General features: G+C 37.1%; 25 protein-coding genes. 21 read left to right on the plus strand and 4 right to left on the minus strand.

Annotated features, from left to right (window positions below; all coding sequences use genetic code 11):
• Positions 1-201 precede the first annotated feature (201 nt).
• From BMX21_RS14330 to BMX21_RS14380, 11 genes are all read left to right on the plus strand, one after another.
• Entirely contained in the window at positions 202-1,572 is a 1,371-nt protein-coding gene (locus tag BMX21_RS14330; protein WP_177174052.1) for an ATP-binding protein, read from the plus strand.
• A 10-nt stretch (positions 1,573-1,582) separates the two neighbouring features.
• Positions 1,583-1,834, plus strand: coding sequence for a histidine phosphatase family protein (locus BMX21_RS14335; RefSeq protein WP_092045421.1), 252 nt, complete (start codon positions 1,583-1,585; stop codon positions 1,832-1,834).
• A 54-nt stretch (positions 1,835-1,888) separates the two neighbouring features.
• Positions 1,889-2,293: a GNAT family N-acetyltransferase gene (locus BMX21_RS14340; RefSeq protein WP_092045423.1), complete on the plus strand. Its 405-nt coding sequence runs from the start codon at positions 1,889-1,891 to the stop codon at positions 2,291-2,293.
• Between the two features lie 15 nt (positions 2,294-2,308).
• Positions 2,309-2,752, plus strand: coding sequence for a GNAT family N-acetyltransferase (locus tag BMX21_RS14345; protein WP_242952932.1), 444 nt, complete (start codon positions 2,309-2,311; stop codon positions 2,750-2,752).
• A 396-nt stretch (positions 2,753-3,148) separates the two neighbouring features.
• Positions 3,149-3,328, plus strand: a complete 180-nt coding sequence (locus BMX21_RS14350) for a hypothetical protein (RefSeq protein ID WP_022754341.1) — start codon at positions 3,149-3,151, stop codon at positions 3,326-3,328.
• A 4-nt stretch (positions 3,329-3,332) separates the two neighbouring features.
• A complete protein-coding gene (locus BMX21_RS14355) occupies positions 3,333-3,890 on the plus strand; it encodes an ATPase (protein ID WP_092045425.1) in 558 nt (185 codons plus the stop codon).
• 256 nt (positions 3,891-4,146) lie between these two features.
• Entirely contained in the window at positions 4,147-4,716 is a 570-nt protein-coding gene (locus BMX21_RS14360) for a hypothetical protein (RefSeq protein ID WP_092045427.1), read from the plus strand.
• Between the two features lie 401 nt (positions 4,717-5,117).
• The gene (locus tag BMX21_RS14365; protein WP_242952933.1) at positions 5,118-5,615 is read left to right on the plus strand and encodes a flagellar protein FlaG; all 498 of its coding nucleotides are present in this window, start codon (positions 5,118-5,120) and stop codon (positions 5,613-5,615) included.
• Positions 5,616-5,689: 74 nt separating this feature from the next.
• Positions 5,690-6,148, plus strand: coding sequence for a flagellar assembly protein FliW (fliW, locus tag BMX21_RS14370; RefSeq protein WP_092045429.1), 459 nt, complete (start codon positions 5,690-5,692; stop codon positions 6,146-6,148).
• A gap of 33 nt (positions 6,149-6,181) precedes the next feature.
• Complete coding sequence (gene csrA / locus BMX21_RS14375; RefSeq protein ID WP_092045431.1) at positions 6,182-6,397, plus strand: carbon storage regulator CsrA; 216 nt, start codon at positions 6,182-6,184, stop codon at positions 6,395-6,397.
• 69 nt (positions 6,398-6,466) lie between these two features.
• Entirely contained in the window at positions 6,467-7,654 is a 1,188-nt protein-coding gene (locus BMX21_RS14380; RefSeq protein ID WP_092045433.1) for a glycosyltransferase family protein, read from the plus strand.
• An 87-nt stretch (positions 7,655-7,741) separates the two neighbouring features.
• Here the strand turns inward: BMX21_RS14380 and BMX21_RS14385 are convergent, their stop codons facing one another.
• The 4 genes from BMX21_RS14385 to BMX21_RS14400 form a co-directional block, all read right to left on the minus strand.
• Complete coding sequence (locus BMX21_RS14385) at positions 7,742-8,722, minus strand: LicD family protein (protein WP_092045435.1); 981 nt, start codon at positions 8,720-8,722, stop codon at positions 7,742-7,744.
• 40 nt (positions 8,723-8,762) lie between these two features.
• Entirely contained in the window at positions 8,763-9,242 is a 480-nt protein-coding gene (locus BMX21_RS14390; protein ID WP_092045437.1) for a hypothetical protein, read from the minus strand.
• A 116-nt stretch (positions 9,243-9,358) separates the two neighbouring features.
• Positions 9,359-10,417 (minus strand): hypothetical protein, encoded by a 1,059-nt coding sequence (locus BMX21_RS14395; protein WP_092045439.1) that lies wholly within the window; start codon positions 10,415-10,417, stop codon positions 9,359-9,361.
• Positions 10,418-10,474: 57 nt separating this feature from the next.
• Entirely contained in the window at positions 10,475-11,203 is a 729-nt protein-coding gene (locus BMX21_RS14400) for a glycosyltransferase family 2 protein (RefSeq protein ID WP_177174053.1), read from the minus strand.
• Positions 11,204-11,661: 458 nt separating this feature from the next.
• Here BMX21_RS14400 and BMX21_RS14405 point away from each other — a divergent pair, with 458 nt between their 5' ends.
• The 10 genes from BMX21_RS14405 (at position 11,662) to BMX21_RS14450 (ending at position 21,607) form a co-directional block, all read left to right on the plus strand.
• Positions 11,662-12,150, plus strand: a complete 489-nt coding sequence (locus tag BMX21_RS14405) for a flagellar protein FlaG (RefSeq protein WP_242952934.1) — start codon at positions 11,662-11,664, stop codon at positions 12,148-12,150.
• A 71-nt stretch (positions 12,151-12,221) separates the two neighbouring features.
• Entirely contained in the window at positions 12,222-13,757 is a 1,536-nt protein-coding gene (gene fliD / locus BMX21_RS14410; protein ID WP_092045443.1) for a flagellar filament capping protein FliD, read from the plus strand.
• A gap of 89 nt (positions 13,758-13,846) precedes the next feature.
• Positions 13,847-14,260 carry a flagellar export chaperone FliS gene (fliS, locus tag BMX21_RS14415; protein WP_080656083.1) on the plus strand — a complete coding sequence of 138 codons (414 nt, stop codon included), beginning with the start codon at positions 13,847-13,849 and terminating at the stop codon, positions 14,258-14,260.
• A gap of 180 nt (positions 14,261-14,440) precedes the next feature.
• Complete coding sequence (gene neuB / locus BMX21_RS14420; RefSeq protein ID WP_027204514.1) at positions 14,441-15,448, plus strand: N-acetylneuraminate synthase; 1,008 nt, start codon at positions 14,441-14,443, stop codon at positions 15,446-15,448.
• A gap of 114 nt (positions 15,449-15,562) precedes the next feature.
• Positions 15,563-16,669 carry a UDP-N-acetylglucosamine 2-epimerase gene (gene neuC / locus BMX21_RS14425; RefSeq protein ID WP_092045445.1) on the plus strand — a complete coding sequence of 369 codons (1,107 nt, stop codon included), beginning with the start codon at positions 15,563-15,565 and terminating at the stop codon, positions 16,667-16,669.
• A gap of 15 nt (positions 16,670-16,684) precedes the next feature.
• Complete coding sequence (locus BMX21_RS14430) at positions 16,685-17,830, plus strand: aspartate aminotransferase family protein (RefSeq protein WP_092045447.1); 1,146 nt, start codon at positions 16,685-16,687, stop codon at positions 17,828-17,830.
• Positions 17,831-17,943: 113 nt separating this feature from the next.
• Positions 17,944-18,966, plus strand: coding sequence for a lipid II:glycine glycyltransferase FemX (locus tag BMX21_RS14435; protein ID WP_177174054.1), 1,023 nt, complete (start codon positions 17,944-17,946; stop codon positions 18,964-18,966).
• 108 nt (positions 18,967-19,074) lie between these two features.
• Positions 19,075-20,244, plus strand: a complete 1,170-nt coding sequence (locus BMX21_RS14440) for a glycosyltransferase family protein (protein WP_092045450.1) — start codon at positions 19,075-19,077, stop codon at positions 20,242-20,244.
• A 30-nt stretch (positions 20,245-20,274) separates the two neighbouring features.
• The gene (locus BMX21_RS14445) at positions 20,275-21,354 is read left to right on the plus strand and encodes a nucleotidyltransferase family protein (RefSeq protein ID WP_027204509.1); all 1,080 of its coding nucleotides are present in this window, start codon (positions 20,275-20,277) and stop codon (positions 21,352-21,354) included.
• A complete protein-coding gene (locus BMX21_RS14450; RefSeq protein WP_092045452.1) occupies positions 21,347-21,607 on the plus strand; it encodes a hypothetical protein in 261 nt (86 codons plus the stop codon). The genes BMX21_RS14445 and BMX21_RS14450 overlap by 8 nt, the downstream gene beginning before the upstream one ends.

The raw sequence follows: 21,607 nt of genomic DNA on the forward strand, positions 1-21,607 counted from the left end.
TTCACAACGTATTACGTCTTTGGACAATCAAATACGACTTATTACACCTCAGGACAACTGTCTTGGGGTGTTTTTGTTATGTCCTCATGTTGTTAAGTAGTTGGCTAGTAAAGCGCAATAATGATATTATAGTTTGCGCTTTAGGGTTGAAATTAAAGCGCAACAATGATATTGTTAAATAAAAAAACTAAGGACGAGGCTATGCGAGATATAGACAAAATAATTGAAGAAGACGAAAATCAGGTGGTTGAATGGAAAGAGTCATGGCAGGATAAGTATCTAGAGTGGATATGTGGCTATGCCAATGCCCAGGGTGGGACTCTCTACATAGGAGTTGATGATAATGGCAACGTTATTGGATTAGATTCAAAGGTACAAAAGAAGCTATTAGAGGATATTCCAAATAAAATTACTGCAGCATTTGGGATAACTTGTGATGTGAATCTCAAGTCAAAAGATAAAAAGAAGTATATTCAGGTTGAGGTAAAAAAATCGCGATTACCTTTAAATCTCCATGGAAGATATTATTATCGTACAGGAAGTGTAAAGAAGGAGATTACAGGATTTGAGCTAACTGAATTCATTATAAAAAGCACAGGAACGTCATATGATGCTATGGTTTCTGACATAACTCGTGATAAGCTGACGTTTGAAGCGTTCAAAAAAAGATATCTTGATGTACTGTCTGGTAATCACGATTTTGAAGAAGATCTTATTAGCTTTAGATTAATGCAAGAAGACGGACAAATGACAAACGCAGGTGTTTTGTTTGCTGACCAATGGAATATTCATCATTCAAGAATGTTTTGTACAAGATGGAATGGCTTAGATAAAGCGGGGTCTGTTCAAGATGCTCTGGATGATCTGGAAATCACTGGTAGTTTATTATCACTCTTTGATAATGCAATGGATTTTGTTAGAAAAAACTCAAAAAAAGGATGGAGAAAAGACAAAGATAAAAGAGTAGAATTACCGGACTATCCAGAACGTGCAGTAGAAGAAGGATTAGTTAATGCACTAATTCATAGAAGTTATTTGCAGACAGGAGCTCATAGCCAGATTGATATTTATGATGATCGAATGGTTATTACTAATCCAGGAGGAATGTATGATGGTTCTGAGGTTCAATTACTAGATTTGAGACATGTCCCTTCTAAGCTTAGAAATCCGATACTGGCCGATGTTTTTGGACGCTTACGTTTGATGGAGAGAAGAGGAAGTGGATTTAAGAAGATACTTGATGCCTATGAATCTGAAGAAAGATATACAGATAGTTTAAAACCTGAGTTTTATACTGATGGTTACAATTTCTTTCTTACGTTATGGAATTTGAATTATGCTTATGATAAAGCGCAAAATAAAGCGCAAGTTAAAGCGCAAAGAGGTGCTTTATCGGATAGAGAGTATATTTTGCTTTTATTGAGAGAGAATCCTTCTGTTACACAGAATGAATTATCAGAGATAATGGGGAAATCACGTAGGTCAATTCAGATGATAATGAAAGAACTCATTGAAGAAGGTGTTGTTGAAAGGGTTGGATCCAAAAAAGTTGGATCTTGGATGGTGAAGTAGATGGATTAAAATGTATAAGTTCAGGATAAATGACTGGGGAGAATTTATCCGGGATGTTAAAAAACACAATATTGAAGCTCTCATGGACGTCTTAGATAAGTATAATGGTCACAACATTGTTCTAGGTACTCATGGTACAGCATTCAGTACAATATTGGATTACTTATCTCTCGCATATGGCTATGATGAGTTCATTAGAATGATGGATTGGATGCCGAATATTGTTGAAATAGTTTTTGAAGGAAAAAAGCTATTGAGATAAATGAGGTAGGTCACATAGATAAAACTCAAAAATAGATTATGGAGAAAAAACAGAATGATAGAGCTGGTTGATAATATCCTAACCCCTGAAGACTTTGTAAGACTAAGAACTGCTACAGGCTTTGCGGATATTCCTTTAGAACATGCAAGAAAGGCACTACAAAACGGACTTATAAATGTCTCAGCCATTAAAGATGGTGAACTTATAGGAATGGGAAGACTTGTTGGTGATGGAGCAATGTATTGGTATCTTCAGGAAATAGTAGTTCTTCCTAAGTATCAGCGACAAGGCATAGGAACCATGATTGTTAATCATCTTGTTGACTATGCTGTAAAGAATTCATCAACAGGCAAGTTTACCACCATTGGGGGAGTCTCCGCCAATGGTAAAGAGGGCTTTTACAAGAAACTTGGCTTCGAAGTGATTCCTAATGGCATTAGGAAAATGATTGAGATTTAAGGTGGATACAGAAACGTGATAAGAAAAGCAGAATTAAAAGATATATCTAGAATTGCCGAAATCCTAGTGTTTACAAAAAGAATGAAGTACAGAGCAATATTTCACAATGATGATTACTCTTTTAACGAATTGCAGGTAGTAAAGGTCGCCAATGAATTCAAGGATCCTGAACTTCTCAATAAAGTTTGGGTATATGATGATGGCATAGTTAAGGGAATGATGCATCTGGAGGGAAAAGAAATTTCGGAATTATATGTAGATTACTTCTTTTGGAACCAAGGCATAGGAGCCCAATTGTTAGAGTTCGCAAAAGAAAAATATGATTGCAGATTTCTATGGACTCTGGAGAAGAACAAAGAAGCCATTCATTTTTACGAGACACATGGTTTTAATCTCAACGGAAAAAGACAATTAGAAGAAGGCACACCTGAATATATCGTGATGCTAGAGCGAGACTGAAACTAGGATTATTTTTGAAAGAAATAACAAAGTTGCCACCAGCAGCATACAGTAGCCCTGAGCTTTCTTGCGTACGCAGTAGGTAAACAGCAACTTGTAATCGCTAAAAATGTAGAATTCTACAATTCTGTTGATTATGAAAGCGGGAGCTATAACTTGAAAAAGCCTATAAATATGCTATTATATCAATAACAGAGTTGCCAGGTGTGAATATCACTTGGGACCTAGCCGAGCGTGGAGCTTGGCTATTCTATCATATATAGGTGATGCACAGCCTTATAAATGAGCGATTTATGTAGTGGATGCGCTATGGAATCTTGAGATACCCATAGCCCGGAGAGTTCATGCGTGAACTCTCTTTTTTAAAATTATTGTATTGATTTACGAGGTACGTCTATGTGTGATGTAAAAAAATATAGTGATATCTATAAAGAAATAGCCAAATTAAATCCTAAGGATACTTTACAGCTTGTTCTTGAGAGTGAGACTGAAGAAGAAAAAGATTTCTATGAGATGGTAGGAGATTTTTTGCTACAAAGAAGGCAAAAAGAAGTTGTTGAAAGGAATCTTTTTTGAGTAGATGAAAAAGTTTACTATAGTTGCGGGAGTTAATGGCGCAGGTAAATCTACGTTATATCAGCTTGATCCGGATCTTAAATGTGAAAACAGAGTAAATGCGGATGAAATACTTAAGGAATCCGGAGGAGATTGGAAGAATCTGGCTGATATTTTCAAAGCTGGGAAAAGAGCAGTTTCGCTTCTTAACTCATATATTGAAAAGGGAGTAAGCTTTAACCAAGAAACTACATTGTGTGGAAATTCGGTGATCAGAAATATTACAAGGGCAAAAGAGAAGGGCTATTTAATTGAAATGCATTATATTGGATTAGATAGTGTTGAAATTGCAAAAGAGCGTGTTGCAAAAAGAGTATCACAAGGTGGACATGGAGTAGCTGAAGCTGATATCGAAAGAAGATATATGGCTTCATTAGAAGCTTTCTGGAGAGTTCTTCCTCTTTGTAATCTTGTTGCGGTATATGATAACACAGAAGATTTTAGGAGATTTGCAATTTACAAAGATGGTAGTCTTGTGAGATTGTCACACAAAGTTCCTGGATGGTTTACCAGAAAAGAATAGTAAAGTTGCCACCAGCCGCATACAGTAGCCCTGAGCTTTCTAACGTACGTAGCAGGTAAACAGCAACCTGAAGGAGAAATGCCTCAAATACGGCATTTTCGAATCATTAATCGTTCTCGAAGAGATAATTATCTGTTATTACAGATTTCAAAGGCTCGGTACGAAAGTACCGGGCCTTTTTGCGTGTATTTGTTTACGAGGCGAACCTGTTTTGTTACAATACTGCAATATCGAAAAACTCAGAAGGAGAATTGGTGTGGAGAATATTTTTGTAGAAGGTTTAAAAGAAAACGATATAAACAAACTTTTAGCTGTACCTAAAAGTGACCTCCATAATCACTCAACCAAAGGATGCAGAAGGGAGTGGCTTGCACAGCACCTCCATGTTAACATTCCAGAGCCGCCACAGCATCTTGAAGGACTTGATGGCATGCAGACATGGTTTAGGTCATCTATAAAGCCCTTTTGCAATGGATACGAGAATATGCTGCTTAGATGGGAAGGTGCTTTTGCTGAGGCCAGGCGAAATAATATAACTCGTCTTGTAATGAACTTCGGTATCGCTGAAGTGGATCTGGTAGGAACAGTACAAGAGTTCCAAGAGCTTATCGAAGGATTCCATAAAACCTACTGTCCTGATAGTATATTTGAAGCAGAGCTAACATACCCCTCCTTTGGAAATGTGGAAGAAGAGGCAGACGAACTCGATAAATATGCAAGTTCAGGATACTTCAAGGCAATTGATATATGTGCAGGAGAAAATGTAAAGCCATTCGAAGCTTTTTTGCCAAATCTTTATATAAGCATATCTGAATATAGCTTCTGAATTTTCACACATAACTTCCAAAAGATGACTTCAAAAGATGATTCCCAAAGATTATTCAAAAAAGATAATTCCCAAAAGATAAAGAATATTTTTTGATTATTTGATGTTTTTATATGATTTTCGGTAAATAATTTAAAAAATCATCCGATATAAGCCATAGAAGACAATAGGTGTATTATTATGCCGTCTTCTATGGCTATATTTACATGGGCAGAATTGATTATTATCCTTCAAATCAGGCAGGAATATAACCCATAAAGTTCTTATTCCAAGCTTGTTTATATATATGTTTACATATAAACATAAGATTATGAGCGGAAACAGGGAGGTTTCCACAGAAGCTGCTACCAAGGAAGCATTAGATGCAGCTCGTAATCAGTCACACATGGAGGTGATATATTATGGCAATCAATTCAATACAACAGACCAATATAATGCAAATACAGCAGATGCAGCAGGTACAGCCTGTACAGAAAGAAAGAGAAGGCGCAAGGACAGTAGATACTGCCGGTAATGCAGCAGATCAGCTCGCTCAGGAAGTAGAGACCGTCAAGCAGGCAACCAACGTTGCACCATATTCACAGGAAGATGGCGGCAATGGATCAGGCCAGAATCCCAATGAGGCAGCAGCCCAGCTACAGCACGCACGTGAACTTATCGAAGAACAGAATGATAAGAAGAATGAGAAGATTAGTAAAGCGATAGCTAACATTAATCAGAAGATGACTGCTAATACTGAAGCAGTGTTCGGATTCCATGAGAAGACCAACAGAGTAACCATAAAAATCGTAGACAAGGATACCAAGGAAGTAGTTAAGGAATTTCCACCGGACAAGACCCTTGATATGATCGCTAAAGCTTGGGAACTTGCAGGCATCATGGTCGATGAAAGAAAGTAAATGATCAAGATATATAAGAGCTCTACACGATACACTAATATGCAGCATTATTTACAACCCATGGAGGTTACAACATGAAGCTAACAACAAGAGTATTTGGTGAAGTAGAAGTTGACGATAGCAAGATCATTGTTTTTCCAAATGGAATCATAGGCTTTCCTGATCTTAAGAAATTCACCCTTATGTATGATGAAGGTGAGAGCGCTAGTACTATTAAGTGGCTTCAATCTATAGATGAGCCTGAATTTGCCCTTCCTGTATTGGATCCGCTCATTGTATGTCATGATTATAAACCTATAGTTGACAAGAATGGTATTACAGAGATTGGAGATCTTGATGAGCAGGAAATGCTTGTCCTTGTAACAGTTACGGTTCCTCATGACCTTACCAAGATGACAGTAAACCTCATGGGACCTATTATAATAAATACCAAAGAGATGAAAGCCTCACAGATTATCGTTGATAATGAAGAGTATCCGGTCAAATTTCCTATCTATGATATTTTGAAAAAAAATAAAGATGCCCAAGGATGATCATGTAGGCCACGCCATGGAGGGACAGAGAATATGCTGGCATTATCTAGAAAAAAGAACGAGGCTATCATAATCAATAATAACATAGAAGTAACAATTCTGGATGTCAGAGGCGATCAGGTCAAGCTTGGGATTACTGCGCCAAAAGATATACCTATACATAGGAAAGAGGTTTATATACAGATTCAGAATGAGAACAAGGAAGCTACAGATGTGGCCCAAATTGAGGCACTGAAAAAGCTCTTGTAGCCACGAAGACTGAATTAGTAATCATGCGCCTTGGACATTGTCCTGGGCGCTTTTTTGGAGCATAGAGACATGAGAATACTCTATTATGACTGGGATGAATTCAACGGTGAAGACTGCCGCGATGCCATGAGAAGAATGGGATATCACGTTGATACAGTACGACTCAACGTGCATGGATTTGATGTTACTCCCGAAATAGAGAATACGTTAAAAGAATTTTTTGACAAAAAAGAAGGTGGAAAAAGATACTATGACCTTCTATTTTCATTTGACTATTTTCCTAATATATCAGAAGTATGCAATAAGTATAACATGCCCTATGTATCCTGGGTATTTGACTGCCCGCATTATACTCTTAATTCACATACCGTCAATTATATAGTTAATAAGATCTATGTCTTTGACAAAGTGCTGTGCAAATATATGCGGGATAAGGGAGTAAAAAATATAAACTATTCTCCGCTTGGTGTAAATGACATAAGGCTTAGAAAATTGTGCAAAGATATGGATGAAGAGACAGGGGGACAGATAATATATCAGCATGATGTTTGTTTTTTGGGTAATATGTATGACAACGAATACAATTTTTACGATCAGGTACAAACTCTTCCGTATGCATTAAAAGAATATATAGACATCGTTATAGAAGCTCAGGAAATGATATTTGGTCATGATATGTTTACAGATGAAAAAGCAATTAGAGATACACATATAGACGAGCTTTCTAAATATATAAAATTTGAAAATAGTGGAAAATATGAATTGGATTATGGAAGGGTGATAAGAGACATTCTGAGGAAAAAAGTTACTGTTAATGAACGGCGTAATATCCTAACAGAAATGGGAAAACATTTCGATACAGTTCTCTACACTATGCCAGGAGCAAAAAAAATTGATGGAGTATCAAATCTTGGCATAGCAGGATATTTTGATAAGATGCCGAAAGTATTTAGAAGAAGCAAGATAAATCTTAATATAACACTTAGAAGTATCTTGTCAGGCATTCCTCTTAGAGTTCTTGATATATTGGCAGCAGGGGGATTTCTCATTACAACCTATACAGAAGAAATTGCTGAGTATTTTATAGATGGGGAAGAACTGGTCATAGCATATACTCCCGAGGATATGATACAAAAGGTGGCATATTATCTTGAACATGATGAAGAAAGAAAACAAATTGCTTTAAAGGGACAGGAAAAGGTTTTTGAAAAGTTTGCATACACGAATTTACTATCGAGAATATGTGATATTGGTTAAAGGAATCAGGTAATTAGCCAATATAGAAGATAAGAAAACATGTATAGGCAGCGATGTAATTTGATATATGGCCTTTATCAAGGCTATTCAGTTATAGATATATCTATCCATTTCCTCCTGAAGGTTACATTTAACAATGGGTTCATCAGTATTGTGCTCTTTACAATAATCATCGATCATCTTAAGCTCAGACCTATAATAGGGATAATTGTGAGCCCCCTTTATTTTTTCAGGAATAATATAATCATTTCCAAAACGATGTGTAAGGAAAAGCTCATAATTTTCCGGAATTACAATAGTCCCTGTTTCAAAAGGAACCCTTATCATATGTTCAAAAGCTTCTTTGGGAAAATGTTGTCCAGGATCATGGTACATCATATGATTATACATACCAAGATCGTCAGCTTCTTCGGGAAAAGTTGACTGTGCAGCGATCTCATATAGTTCCTGAAGCTGATAGACTATTGACTTGTCAGAAGAGGGATCCAGTCTATGCCCAATAAAGTTTTGAATATTAACGATCTTTTGAGGAAGAGATGGATCTTTTGGGTTTTTGACAATAAGATCGGCAGCATCAAGAGTTACCTGTAAAATCTGGCATATAGAGTTATATATTTCTTTTTCTCTGGGAATATAATCAAACACGAAAATATCAACCCCCGCCATCATTGGGAAGTCATAATTATCTTTTAGATAATCGTCTGTCCACCTGATGTGGTCAGTATTAGTAATTCTATAGAATCCTGTAAATGGGAAATTAGAAGCATCTTTTCCAATGAGATGAAGAGTATCGGGAAGTTCATCAATATGCTCTACAAGACCATTAAAACTGTCTCTTGTCATTGCTATATCAATATCATCATCCCATGGGATCATGCCATGAGAGCGCACAGCCCCAAGGAGAGTTCCCCAATATGCAAAGTACTTAAGATTATACCGCTTGCAGATATCGTCTATAGCTCCGACAACCCGCAATTGGCATGCCCAGCACCTTTTCATAGTGGAGGTGATTGTAAAACCATGTCTGGTTTCTTCTTTGAAATAATCTTCTGTAAAGACAAAAGACATAATAGTCCTTTCAGCATGGCTTAAGAAATATCATATTAACTTAACCATGATTATCAATAAAGTGAGGCTGGATATTGGCAGATTTATTCATTGTAACGTGATATTTGAGCGCTGCAGCTGCACTCTGTTTGCCGGTTCTCATTCCCTGTCTTGTGTTGGAAAAATAGTTGTCTGCAAGTTCCTTGTTTCTGGACTCCTGAACTTCAAGTGTATTAGAAAGGTCGGTGATATCACGAATAAGATCCTGCATGCGCTGGATCTGGTCACGGTATTTGTCTTTTTTGCCATCGAGCTCTTTTCCTACCTTTTCATAAAGACTATCGAAGCTGTCATTAAGTTCGGTGAGTTTATCTATGAGCTCGCCTTTGATATTAACAGACTTGTCAAAAGCATCTTCATCCGGGCCACCGATAGTTTCAAGAGCCTCTTTCTGTATGCCGTTTTGAACTTCAATCTGCTTCATGATCTCGATTTTCTTTCGAAGAGAATCTTCCATCATATCAAGATATGTTCTTGCCATACTACACCTCTCATTCAGGTTAATATACAAGCTAATTACTAAAAACGAACATTTATACGTAGATTATAACACTTATTATCGGTAATTTCATGGCGCCTGACCTTTGTTTACAGGCTTTATATGAATTCATGAGTAATCCATATTTTTTCTGCAACCTTTATAATTTCTGAATTAAGATGGCACTTATCATCTGCCAAAAAAGAAACATCTGTTTTCATGTTTGCATCTACCATCTGATTGAAGATAGACATAAATGTTATGCTGTTTTTTGCACATTCTTCGGAAAGCTTTTGGTTAAAATAAGCAGTTGCAGTATTTCTCTCGGCTTCGCTTCCAACACTTATAAGCTCCTGATCAAAAAGCCCTTCTGCGGCAAGTGCCTTAAGTTCCTCTTCTTCAGAAGTATTATCAGGCATGGAAGCAATAGGTCCCCAGCAATAGACCCTGAATCCTCTTGATTTTAATTCACAAAGAAAATCCATATAATTTGCGATTATGTTATCGCAGATATCTTCCCATGGCCTTTTTTGCAGATCTTTTTCCATAAAGACATGAGCGCGGATATCTATTTCGCCAAGGCATACGCATATTTTAGCACCAGGCTTAATGAAGTTATCGCATAGGAAATTGACTTTCTTATAAAATGCATATTTAGAATTTTCATTGATGCAGTTATAGGCAAGACAAGGACCTAGATGAAGACAGGTAAATTTATAGTTTGTAATGTTGGGACAGACATTTATTCCATCACCGATTGCTTTAAAGGTGAGTTTGTTATTACCTGAGAAAAAATTCACATGAGAATCCCCAAGGACAATAGCCGTATTATCAGTAAAGTGAATAAGCTTTTCGTGCTCGAAAGCCGCATTTTGAAGAAATGATGTCGCAAAGTCCAAATCTGGTAAAGAAGAGATCAATCCTTTTAAAAGAATAAGGCATGAACTAACATTATCTTTGTTGCAAACGCTTTTGGCAGACTCGCTTCTAAGGATATTAAATTGATCTCGAATGCTATCAATGAGGTTACTATATTGGGACTCAGGATATAAGCTCTTTCTGTTGTCAATTTCAAGCTCTATCATAAGCTGGGCATCCTGCCAGTCAAATCCGGAAAGGACTTCAGGTCTTTTTGTTGTAATTTCAATTAACTTATCAATAAGTTCTATAGTAGTCATGCTAAACGGCACCTCGTTATAGTACATGTCATTGTCAAGAATCCTATAGCTTTTATATTACGATAGAAATCGCTCCTTATATAAATTTGAGATTCCTTCTCGTATCTCGCATCTCATTGCTTCATCACTTGCGTAGACTAGAGCTATAGCGCATGTTTCCTGAAAAGTCAGAACGTGGTTGGTGCTAGATACACCATTAACCCTGTAATTAGAAAGAGTGTTCCTTATATGATAGAACTTTTTGCCATTAACATAACACCTAAGAAGAAAATCATAATCTCCGGCAATTTTATAGGCTGTATTATATAAGCCCTGTTCTATGTAGGTATCTGCTGTGACAAAGCAGGCAACATGACCCAAATTAATGGAACCATATGGGAGTCTTGAAAGATCATCACCAGCGATAAAATTCTCACTTGTCCCGTCGTCATAAATGAAATTAAGATTTCCATACAAAATGTTGCTGTCAGGTTTTTCGAGAAAACTATTCCAAACGGCCTGAAGAGCCCCGGGCTCATAGAAGTCTCCACCGTTCATAGTGCCAATGATTTCACCATGAGCAGCAAGAATTCCTTTATTAAGGGCATCATATATTCCATTATCAGGTTCGGAGACAAAGTAGGAGATCTTATCGGAATAGGATTTAATGATATCTACAGTTCCATCAGTTGAACCGCCGTCTATAACGATATATTCAACATCGCTATAAGATTGACCAATTACACTTTCGATGGTCTGCGCTATATGAGCTGCTTCATTTTTACATATAGTTATTACTGAAATCATAAGGACCTCATCGTGTAAAAACATATGATAAAAAGTGTTTTTTTTCTTTTTCCACTATTATATCATGACGTAAGGGTCAAAAGAAACTTTTGACATCTACATCATATCATTCCAAAAGTCTTAAATAATATTTCTATGTTAAATCGTAAAAAATCACATGACGATTTTTATTCTAATTTTGTTAAGGATTTGATGATTTTTACCGATAAATGCAATAGAAGTAGGTACGTGTATATTTATGTTTTTGAAAGGACTTTTATAAGACTTTGACATAAACATTAATACCCTTTATATCAAGCGAGAGGATACCATAAGGTATGTTGGAAGCTTGTTTGTATATATGTACTAACAATTATAATATTTAGATTATGAGTGGAAACAGGGAAGTTTCCATCGAAGCTGCTACCAAGTAAGCAATTAAGCAGCTGGTAATCTGTAACACATGGAGGTGATAAATTATGGCAATTAATTCGATTCAACAGGCCAATATTCTGCAGGTTCAACAGATGCAGCAGATTCAGCCTGTTCGGAGAGAAAGAGAAGGCGCCGGCGTTGATATTACTGGTAATGCACTAGATCAGCTAGCTCAGGAAGTAGAAACAGTTAAGCAGGCTACAGGTGTAGCACCGTATAGTCAGGAAGATGGCAATGATGAAAGCCAGACTGAAGAAAATACTTCGCAGCTTCAGCATGCGATCGAATTAGCCGATGAACAAAATGAAAAGAATAATGAGAAGATCAGTAAAACAATAGCTAATATCAATCAGAAAATGACAGCTAATACTGAGGCTGTATTTGGATTCCATGACAAGACTAATCGTGTAACTATCAAGATCGTTGATAAGGACACCAAGAAAGTCGTAAAGGAATTTCCACCGGAAAAGACACTTGATATGATTGCAAAGGCTTGGGAACTTGCAGGTATCATGGTCGATGAAAGAAAATAATTCTCTCATTATAAGTAGTAAAATCCCAGTTTTTTATGGATGAAATGGAGTTCATCCGGGAATGAGGTATTATGACTAACAGGATTACAGGCCTGAATTCCGGCCTTGATACGGAATCTTTAATAACTGCACTTACACAAAATTATAAAACCAGAGTTGATAAGCAGACAGGCGGACAGACAAGACTTTCATGGAAACAGGATGTCTGGAAGAGTACCAACAAAGACATAGTATCTTTCTATAACGGCAAACTTTCAGATATGCGTTTCTCAACAGCTTTTAATAAAAAGACATCAAAAGCATCAAGTAATGCAGTATCAATCACAACTGGCGAAAATGCAATGATCTCATCGTCAACAGTAAGTAAGACAAGCCTTGCGAAAGCTTCTTACCTGACAGGTAATAAGGTAACCAAACAAGGCAGCGATGAACTTGCAACCAAAGACACTAAGATGTCTGAACTTGGTATTACAGAAGATACAACCATCTCCTTTAAGATGGGAAAAGATGGAGCAGAGACACTTAATATAACTATTAGCGCTAGTGACAGCATGAGCGATCTTGTTTCAAAGCTTAATTCTGCGACAACAGATAGTGGCCTTGGAGTAACTGCTAACTATGATGCGAAACAGGGAAGACTATATATTGCTTCCGAGAAGACCGGCGAAGAAAATGCATTTACTGTTGATACAAGTACAAACGGAGCTGCACTTTCGTTGCTTGGAATCAACACAGATGAACTTGAACAGGAATCGCAGTATCAGGAAGCAGAAGATGCTGAACTTGTTATGAATGGTGTATCATATACATCAGCTTCTAACACATTTGAAGTTAATGGACTTAGCATATCTATTAACTCCTCGACAAATGAAGAGTTCACTATAACAACTTCTAATGATACTAGCGGCATATATGATATGGTCAAGGAATATCTATCCCAGTACAATACCCTGATCCAGAAGCTCGACACAATGTATAATGCAGACAAGGCTGATAAATATGATATCCTGACTTCTGATCAGAAAGATGAGATGACCGAGGATGAGATAACTGAATGGAATGACAAAATAAAAAAAGGCCTCCTTGCCAAAGACAGCACCTTGTATAACGTAATACAGGCTCTTAAGGAATCTATGCAAAAGAGTTTCGAAGTAACCGATGCAAATGGTAAGACATCCTCAATGTCCCTTTCAACTTTTGGAATCAATACTAAGGGATACTTCGAAGCAGAAGAAAATGAGCGTGGCCTGTACCATATCGATGGCAATGATGATGATGACTATTCCAAAGCAAATGCAGATAAGCTTGCATCGGCAATAGCAAATGATCCGGATGCGGTTACAAGTTTCTTCACACAGCTGTCAAGGGAAGTATATACCAAGCTTGGCGATCTCATGAAGGGGTCTCAGTATTCAAGTGCATATACTGTATACGAAGATAAACTCATGGCATCACAGTATAGCGAGTATACTACTCAGATTTCCAAGGCAGAAAAAGACTTAGAGAAAAAACAGGATTACTATTACAGCAAATTTGCTGCAATGGAGAAGGCATTGGCCAAGATCAATTCCAGCTCTTCATCACTTGGAAGCATGTTAGGACAATAAAGCTATCCATATTATGAAATTTAACAGCATCAAGCCGCGAGGCTGATAGAGTATTGTAGCTTATATAAGACATCTCTAGGAGGTTTATAGTGAATAAAGCAAATCCATATGCACAATATGCGAACAATAAAGTGTTGTCAGCTTCCGGCCCCGAGCTAACTCTCATGCTTTACGAAGGTGCTATCAAATTCTGTAACAGAGCAGAAAATGCCTGTGAGAAAAAAGATATTGAAGGAACCCACAATAATATTCGTAAGGTGCAGAATATCATCGCATATCTTCGTGAGACCCTGAATATGAAATATGCTACTGCTCAGGATTTTGAGAATATCTATTCATATCTTGACAGAAGACTTGTTGAAGCTAATGTCAGCAAGGATATCGAGATATTGAAAGAGGTAAATAAGCACCTGCATTCTGTAAGGGATACATGGATTGGCGTTATGAAGGCTAACAATGTTCCTGTTCCTAACAGCTATATGAATCATTCGGATGCAGTATAAACTTGCAAGCTTATCACAGGCACTTATATTTAAAGGCATATAGTAATTATATAATTTTAGGATTTATCGAGCAGGTTTTAATACCTGCTCGATTTGTATCAAAAACATATATCTCAATGATATAATAAATATAAACGGTAATACGTATATAATATTCGTGAGTTCATTCGGGAGGGCGTCATGTTTGATAAGTCCAGATGCTATATCATTGCTGAAGCGGGAGTTAATCACAATGGTAAGCTTGATCTTGCTTTGAAACTTTGTGATGCAGCCAAAAATTCAGGCGCAGATGCCGTCAAATTCCAAACCTGGAAAACAGAAAATATCATTACAAGAAATGTTGAACAGGCTCAGTATCAGATTGAAAATACCGGAGTTACTGAGTCTCAGTTTGATATGCTCAAAAAAATCGAACTTCCCTATGATGCTTTTACAAAGATCAAAGAACATTGTGATCAGATCGGGATAACATTCATATCTACAGCAGATGATTCTGAAAGCCTTGATTTTCTAATAAGGCTTGGAATTCCATTTATAAAAATAGGATCAGGTGATATAGGAAATGTATCGTATCTGAAAGAAATAGGATCAAAGAAATTACCCATACTACTTAGTACAGGAATGAGTAATCTTGCAGACATAGATATATCGCTTAGAGCTTTAAGAGAAGGCGGAGCCAGCGATATAACCCTTCTTCACTGCACAACAAGTTATCCCTGCCCACATGATAAAGTCAATTTAAGAGCCATGAATACGATAGGAGAAGCTTTCCATCTACCTGTTGGATATTCAGACCATACAATAGGACCAGAAGCTTCTATTGCGGCAGTAACAATGGGAGCCTGTGTTATAGAAAAGCACTTCACACTTGATTGTCAGATGGAAGGCCCTGACCACCTTGCAAGTACTGAACCTGGTCCATTCAAAGACATGGTGGAAAGTATCAGAAAGACAGAAGCGCTTCTTGGTGATGGTATTAAAGAACCCACACCTGAAGAAAAAGAGATATCTAAAGTTGTTACTAAAAGAGTTGTAGCGTATGCGAATATAGCTAAGGGAGATACATTTACAGAATCCAATATATGCGTTAAACGCAACGATATAGGTGAGCTTGCAAGAGATTATTATAAAGTGATAGGGCGAAAAGCTTTAAAGGATTATATTCCGGATGAGGGAATTGAGATTTAGAGATATTGAATTTGGCCAAGAATGAAAATCATATAGTCCTAAGAATAAAAAATATATAGTCCCATGAAGGAGAATTTTTAAGACTATAGTAATGGGCCATTAGGGTAAAATGTAATGATCAAATTATGTTTTATTACTGCTGCCAGATCTGAATATGGTCTTCTTAGATGGATAATGCAGGATGTCAAAGATTCTGCATCTTTTGAGTTGCAACTAATTGTATGCGGAGGACACCTTCTTGAAAGTCAGGGACATACAATAGATCAGATACTTGAGGATGGTTTTACTCCTGACTGTACAATTCCTTTTTCAGAATATCCGGATATAGATGATTTAAGATCTCTAACATATGAATGCAGCGAGCTTATGATAGGATGTGCTGATGCATTTCGTAAACTATCTCCTGACTACGTAGTCGTTCTTGGTGACAGATACGAACTGCTCCCTATATGCAATACCGCATTTCTTATGAATATACCTATCATACATATATCAGGCGGAGACGTTACTAAGGGCGCTATAGATGACGCCATAAGAAATGCTGTAACTATGCTCGCATCCATACACTTCCCCGGAACCAAAGAAAGCGCAGACAATATCATCAGAATGCGAGGCACATCGCAGAACGTATTTGATGTTGGAGAACCCGGGCTTGATCACTTTATAAGAAATAAGCTGATGACAAGAAAAGAGCTTGCGGATGACCTGAATATAGATCCTGATTCCAAATGGATACTTATGACTTACCATGCTCAGACTGATCACGATATCTCTATTGATCTTGAAATAGTATCCAACACTCTCGACATTCTTCATACCCTCGATGGCGTAAGCGTAGTTGCAACATATGCGAACCTTGACCCCGGAGGAGATAAGATCAACAAGCTCCTTGAAGAAGATAAAAAAATAAGAGTGGTTCCTTCTCTTGGCAGCAGGCGTTACCTTAGCTTTATGAAAGAAGCTTCTTTTGTTATAGGGAATTCATCAAGCGGTATAGTTGAAGCCCCATACTTAAAGATTCCTGTAGTAAATATTGGTGACAGACAAAAAGGTCGCTATATGTGCAAGAATATCCTTCAGTCTGACGGCAGCAGGAGATCTCTTGAAGATTCGATCCGAAAAGCAATGAAAATGGATACATCTTCTGTAGATGACAGCACTTATTACGGCGATGGACATACCAGCGAAAGGATCGTCAGTATATTATCTGAGATTCTTTGATTATGAAAGGGAAATATGTCAGGTAGTACAGAAAAGGACAGATCAAAAATCATAGGCGGTGAATTTGCGATAGCACCGGATGCTTTAAACAGTGCTTTAGATGCGCGCGGCCTTTTAGATCATGATAGTGCTTTCTGTACTGCTGTCTCACCTTTTCTCGAGGATCCAAATGATAATAGCGAATTGTTCTTTTCAAGTGGAAGAGCAGCGCTGTATGCGGCCCTGCGTGCTGAGAAAAACTCTTTGCAGGTGGTTCTTCCAGATTATCTGTGTAGTAGTGTGATAGACGCTGTAAATGATGCGGGATTGCCAATCTGTTTTTATCACATACAAGATAACTTTTATCCGGATATGGATAGCCTTATGGCTTATGCCTCAAAAGATGCAAGAGTAAAAAGTGCAATCATCCTGATCAACTATTTTGGATTACTAGATTTGGATGAGACTATAGAAGCCATAAGAAAAGAAGTACCGGAATCCATAATAATTCTTGATGATGTCCAGAACTATTACGGCTTTGGTACAGAGACAGACTATGACTATGCTTTTACCAGTTTAAGAAAGTGGTTCCCTATACCTGATGGCGGAATACTAAAAGTAAAAAATAAAGCAAAAAGTAAACAGCTATCAGAAATATACGACTCAATGAATGACAGTAATTTATTTGTTTCATATAAGCTTTCAGGGAATCTATTAAAAAGCTTCAGAGAAGTAATAAACGACGAGGTATGCCTTGAACTTATAGAAAAAGGTGAAGAGCTTTTAAATCATAACTATAAATGCCGCATATCAGATATTTCATATAATCTCTTTAACACCTATATAAAAAAAGAGCAGGAAAGCGCTGAAAACAGGCGCAAAGACAACGCCAGATACCTACATGAAGGATTATTAAAACTTAATATAAAACATATTTATAAAGAGTCTAAAGTACCTCTTTTTATACCTGTTCTTTTAGATCCAGATAAAAGAGATGTGGTTAGAAAAAAGATGTTTGATAATAACATTTTCTGTCCTGTTCATTGGAAGAAGGCAAAGGAATCAGATCTTTCGACTGGTTCAAATATACTTTACGACATGGAACTTTCGCTTATATGCGATCAAAGATATAACCTTTCAGATATGGATAGAATATTAGAAATATTAGGGCAGGCATTTTAATCTATATATTAAATAAATGCTGAACCGGATCTTATAATGATATGAACTGGATATAGTAAAAGTTAGGCTTATTTCTATATAGTAAGTATCTGTTACCTTATATGAGGCATATCATGAACATAATTATTACGGATAAGTGGAATGAATATCTTACTAAATTAAGTGATCATCAAAAAGATATTTATTACCTGGAAGAATATGTAAAACTATATGAAAATGAAAATTCAAAGGCCTTGTGTATAGTATGCAGTGAAGGCCAAAACGTCCTTCTTATGCCCTTTTTACGAGGTGAGGTAGAAGACTACTTCGACTTTGAGACCCAGTATGGATACGGAGGACCGATCACAAATGCTTCTGATAAGACCTGGATAGATAAAGCCTTATCCGGTATCAAAGACTATTTTAGAGATAACAGATATATATGCGGTTTCATCCGCTTTCACCCACTTATAGATAATGCAGCCTTTTGTAAGGATACAATGAACGTCATTTACGATAGGCATACAGTTGCTATCTTGACGGATAAAGGCGATGAAGATATATGGACCACTCAGATATCTTCCAAGAATAGAAATATGATCCGTAAAGCAGAAAAGAGTGGACTTATATACAAAGCAGAAGATAACCTTGAATCATTTCCGGAATTTATAGATTTATATAATGCAACAATGAAGCGCATAGGAGCAGATGACTTTTACTTTTTTGATGGAGACTATTATCAGAAATTTAAAAATGATCTTATAGATAATTCGTTTCTGGCAACAGTAAGACTTGATGGGAAGCTGATATGCTCAGCGATCATCATGTATGAAGGCGATTTTGGTCATTACCATTTGGAAGGCAGCGACCATGAATATAAGAGCCTTGGAGCTAATAACCTTTTGTTGTGGAAGAGCGCATGTAGACTTCATGAACTTGGAGTGAAGAAATTTCACCTTGGCGGAGGCAATAGCACCAGCGAAGAAGATCCTCTTTTTAAATTCAAAAAAGCTTTTACCCATAACCTGGAGTCCTTTGCTATAGGCAAAGAAATTTACAATAAAGATATTTACGACAGAATCTGCCAGAAGTGGGAAAGAGATAATCCTGATAAAATTGTTATATTTGGGAATAGACTTTTGAAATATAGATATTAACAAGGATATCGTGAATTGATCAAAGATTAACTCTAAAAATCAACGCCGCAAGTTCTGAAAGTTCAAATCATTAGTTAATCATTGTATTCGTGATATGAGGTTATTCGTATGAAGATATTATTCTTTACATGGCTTGGTTCATATATAGATGACGATCTTGAGTACTTTTTTAACAAGATGGGACATGATTGTCGTCGCATATGGAATGATTATGGCGATATTCCAAACAGATACGAAGATGATACATTCCTTGAATATTTTGAAGGGCAGGTGCTTAGCGAATGCTTTGACGTGTGTTTTACAACTAATTACTGGCCGCTTGTTGCAGAAGGCTGCCATAGGCACGGTCTTCCCTATATTTCATGGTCTTATGACTCACCTCCTAATCTTCCCAAGACTGACACAATGGAATATGATACCAACTACATCTTCTTTTTCTCAAGAGATGACGTAGATGATTATAAGAAAAAAGGAATAGAACATGTCTATCATATGCCGCTTGCAGTTAACACAGACAGATGGGCCAAGGTAAGAGCAAATAATTTGGCATTTTCTTCCGATATATCACTTGTAGGCAAAACATATCAGTCAACACTCCCTACGCTAAAAACCAGAATGTCTGATTATCAGAAAGGTTATATTGAAGCAATAGTTGCTTCACAGCAGGCCAATGATCAGGCATATATCATAAGGGATGCTGTTACTGATAAGCTTATTGAAAGCATAAATGGAAACTATGCCACCTACCCTGATAATGCGCTTACGATCTCTGCGCCGCAGCTTATATACTCTATAGCTACATTTGTTACACATATAGACAGACTGTCGCTTCTAAAACTATTATCTACAAAATTTGACACACATCTGTATACCTATGATCTGCCAGAGGAAGAATATAAACTCATTCCTAATGTCAAAATACATGGTCAGGTGAGCTATGAAGAAGAGATGCCACAGATCTTTAAACTTAGTAAGATCAACTTGTGTCCTACATTTAGAGGTAACTGTTCGGGACTGCCACTTAGACAATTAGATGTTATGGGGTGCGGAGGATTTCTTCTTTCAAGCTTCAGAACAGAACTATATGAAGAGTTCACTGACGGCGTAGATACCGCTATGTACTACGGACTTGAAGATGCACTTGAAAAGGCGGACTTTTATATGACACATGACGATATCAGACTTTCCATAGCAAGTAAGGGTTATGAGAAGGTGAAAAAATACTATACGTATGAAGATAGACTTAGTAGGATGCTTGATTATATCAATACAGATTAACCGCTGTCGGTCATTATAAGAGGATTATTCATGGATAAAGAGACTCTCTCCCGCTATACAGGAACCAAAGACATGAATATTGTAGAAGCTATGCAGAAGATAGATGAGAATGGAAAGGGTATCCTCTATATTCTGAATAGTAAATGTCAGCTGTCCGGATCAGTGTCTGATGGAGATATCCGTAGATGGATTATTACAACAGGCAATCTCCAGGGACGCGTAAGAGACATTATGAAAAAAGATCCTAAGTGCCTCTCAGAAGAAGCAAGAGATAAAGCTGGTAAGCTTATGACAATTGAATCTGTCAGATCTGTTCCAATTGTCAATGAACACAGGAAAATTGTTGACATTGTATTTATAGAAGATATCCATCGCCGCAGAAGAAAGAAAAAACAATCACTTAAAGGAATCCCTGTAATAATCATGGCTGGTGGTAAGGGAACAAGACTATATCCTTATACAAAGATCCTGCCTAAACCCCTTATCCCAATAGGTGAGATACCAATCCTTGAAAGGATAGTCAATAGATTCTGCTCATATGGAGCAGATGAATTCTATATAACCGTCAATTACAAGAAAGAGATGATCAAGTCTTATTTTAAAGATTTGAATTCGTCATATACCATACATTATGTCGAAGAAAGTAAACCCCTTGGAACAGCAGGAGGGATAAGTCTTATAGGAGATGACCTTGAAGGACCGGTTATAGTGACTAATTGTGACATTATGATAGAAGCTGACTACGCAGCTATATTGGAGCATCACAGAACATCTGGCAATGCCATTACTATAGTATCATCACTCAAAAATACAATCATTCCATATGGAGTCCTGCATACCAGCGAAGAAGGCGTTGTTTCATCTCTGGATGAGAAGCCAAGCCTTTCATATCTTATTAATACGGGTATGTATGTACTCGATGCCGGATACCTCGATATGATACCTCGTGATACTATCTACAACATGACAGACCTTATTGATGATTTTATGATCAGGGGGATGCAGGTAGGAGTATTCCCTATAAGCGAAAATTCTTTCCTTGATATGGGGCAGTTTGAAGAACTCAGGAAGATGGAAGAACGCATAAGTCAAGGAGATATCAATGATTAGTGATGAACTGAAAGAAAGACTTCAAAATGAGATAAAGCTTCTATACCAAAACTATGAGCAGGAAGGCATGAAAGAGTATATGCCTCTTATCAAAGAGCTTACAAACGCTGTACTTCCATATATGACTTCCGGTAAGAAAGAAGTTCAGAATATTATTCAAAGCATTCAAAATGGAGTTGAAGCCTACAAGCATACAGATATGATAGGCATGGCGGATGCTCTGGTTATAGTAGAGAACATCCTGACATCCTGA

This window comes from Butyrivibrio sp. TB (assembly GCF_900110805.1).
In the GTDB taxonomy this organism is placed as follows: domain Bacteria; phylum Bacillota; class Clostridia; order Lachnospirales; family Lachnospiraceae; genus Butyrivibrio; species Butyrivibrio fibrisolvens_C.

Excerpts from the sequence above, each read along its gene's own strand:
- BMX21_RS14330 (WP_177174052.1), top strand. The coding sequence starts at position 202 with ATGCGAGATATAGACAAAATAATTGAAGAAGACGAAAATCAGGTGGTT.
- BMX21_RS14335 (WP_092045421.1), top strand. The coding sequence starts at position 1,583 with ATGTATAAGTTCAGGATAAATGACTGGGGAGAATTTATCCGGGATGTT.
- BMX21_RS14340 (WP_092045423.1), top strand. The coding sequence starts at position 1,889 with ATGATAGAGCTGGTTGATAATATCCTAACCCCTGAAGACTTTGTAAGA.
- BMX21_RS14350 (WP_022754341.1), top strand. The coding sequence starts at position 3,149 with ATGTGTGATGTAAAAAAATATAGTGATATCTATAAAGAAATAGCCAAA.
- BMX21_RS14355 (WP_092045425.1), top strand. The coding sequence starts at position 3,333 with ATGAAAAAGTTTACTATAGTTGCGGGAGTTAATGGCGCAGGTAAATCT.
- BMX21_RS14365 (WP_242952933.1), top strand. The coding sequence starts at position 5,118 with ATGGCAATCAATTCAATACAACAGACCAATATAATGCAAATACAGCAG.
- fliW (WP_092045429.1), top strand. The coding sequence starts at position 5,690 with ATGAAGCTAACAACAAGAGTATTTGGTGAAGTAGAAGTTGACGATAGC.
- csrA (WP_092045431.1), top strand. The coding sequence starts at position 6,182 with ATGCTGGCATTATCTAGAAAAAAGAACGAGGCTATCATAATCAATAAT.
- BMX21_RS14380 (WP_092045433.1), top strand. The coding sequence starts at position 6,467 with ATGAGAATACTCTATTATGACTGGGATGAATTCAACGGTGAAGACTGC.
- BMX21_RS14385 (WP_092045435.1), bottom strand. The coding sequence starts at position 8,722 with ATGTCTTTTGTCTTTACAGAAGATTATTTCAAAGAAGAAACCAGACAT.
- BMX21_RS14390 (WP_092045437.1), bottom strand. The coding sequence starts at position 9,242 with ATGGCAAGAACATATCTTGATATGATGGAAGATTCTCTTCGAAAGAAA.
- BMX21_RS14395 (WP_092045439.1), bottom strand. The coding sequence starts at position 10,417 with ATGACTACTATAGAACTTATTGATAAGTTAATTGAAATTACAACAAAA.
- BMX21_RS14400 (WP_177174053.1), bottom strand. The coding sequence starts at position 11,203 with ATGATTTCAGTAATAACTATATGTAAAAATGAAGCAGCTCATATAGCG.
- BMX21_RS14405 (WP_242952934.1), top strand. The coding sequence starts at position 11,662 with ATGGCAATTAATTCGATTCAACAGGCCAATATTCTGCAGGTTCAACAG.
- fliD (WP_092045443.1), top strand. The coding sequence starts at position 12,222 with ATGACTAACAGGATTACAGGCCTGAATTCCGGCCTTGATACGGAATCT.
- neuB (WP_027204514.1), top strand. The coding sequence starts at position 14,441 with ATGTTTGATAAGTCCAGATGCTATATCATTGCTGAAGCGGGAGTTAAT.
- neuC (WP_092045445.1), top strand. The coding sequence starts at position 15,563 with ATGATCAAATTATGTTTTATTACTGCTGCCAGATCTGAATATGGTCTT.
- BMX21_RS14430 (WP_092045447.1), top strand. The coding sequence starts at position 16,685 with ATGTCAGGTAGTACAGAAAAGGACAGATCAAAAATCATAGGCGGTGAA.
- BMX21_RS14435 (WP_177174054.1), top strand. The coding sequence starts at position 17,944 with ATGAACATAATTATTACGGATAAGTGGAATGAATATCTTACTAAATTA.
- BMX21_RS14440 (WP_092045450.1), top strand. The coding sequence starts at position 19,075 with ATGAAGATATTATTCTTTACATGGCTTGGTTCATATATAGATGACGAT.
- BMX21_RS14445 (WP_027204509.1), top strand. The coding sequence starts at position 20,275 with ATGGATAAAGAGACTCTCTCCCGCTATACAGGAACCAAAGACATGAAT.
- BMX21_RS14450 (WP_092045452.1), top strand. The coding sequence starts at position 21,347 with ATGATTAGTGATGAACTGAAAGAAAGACTTCAAAATGAGATAAAGCTT.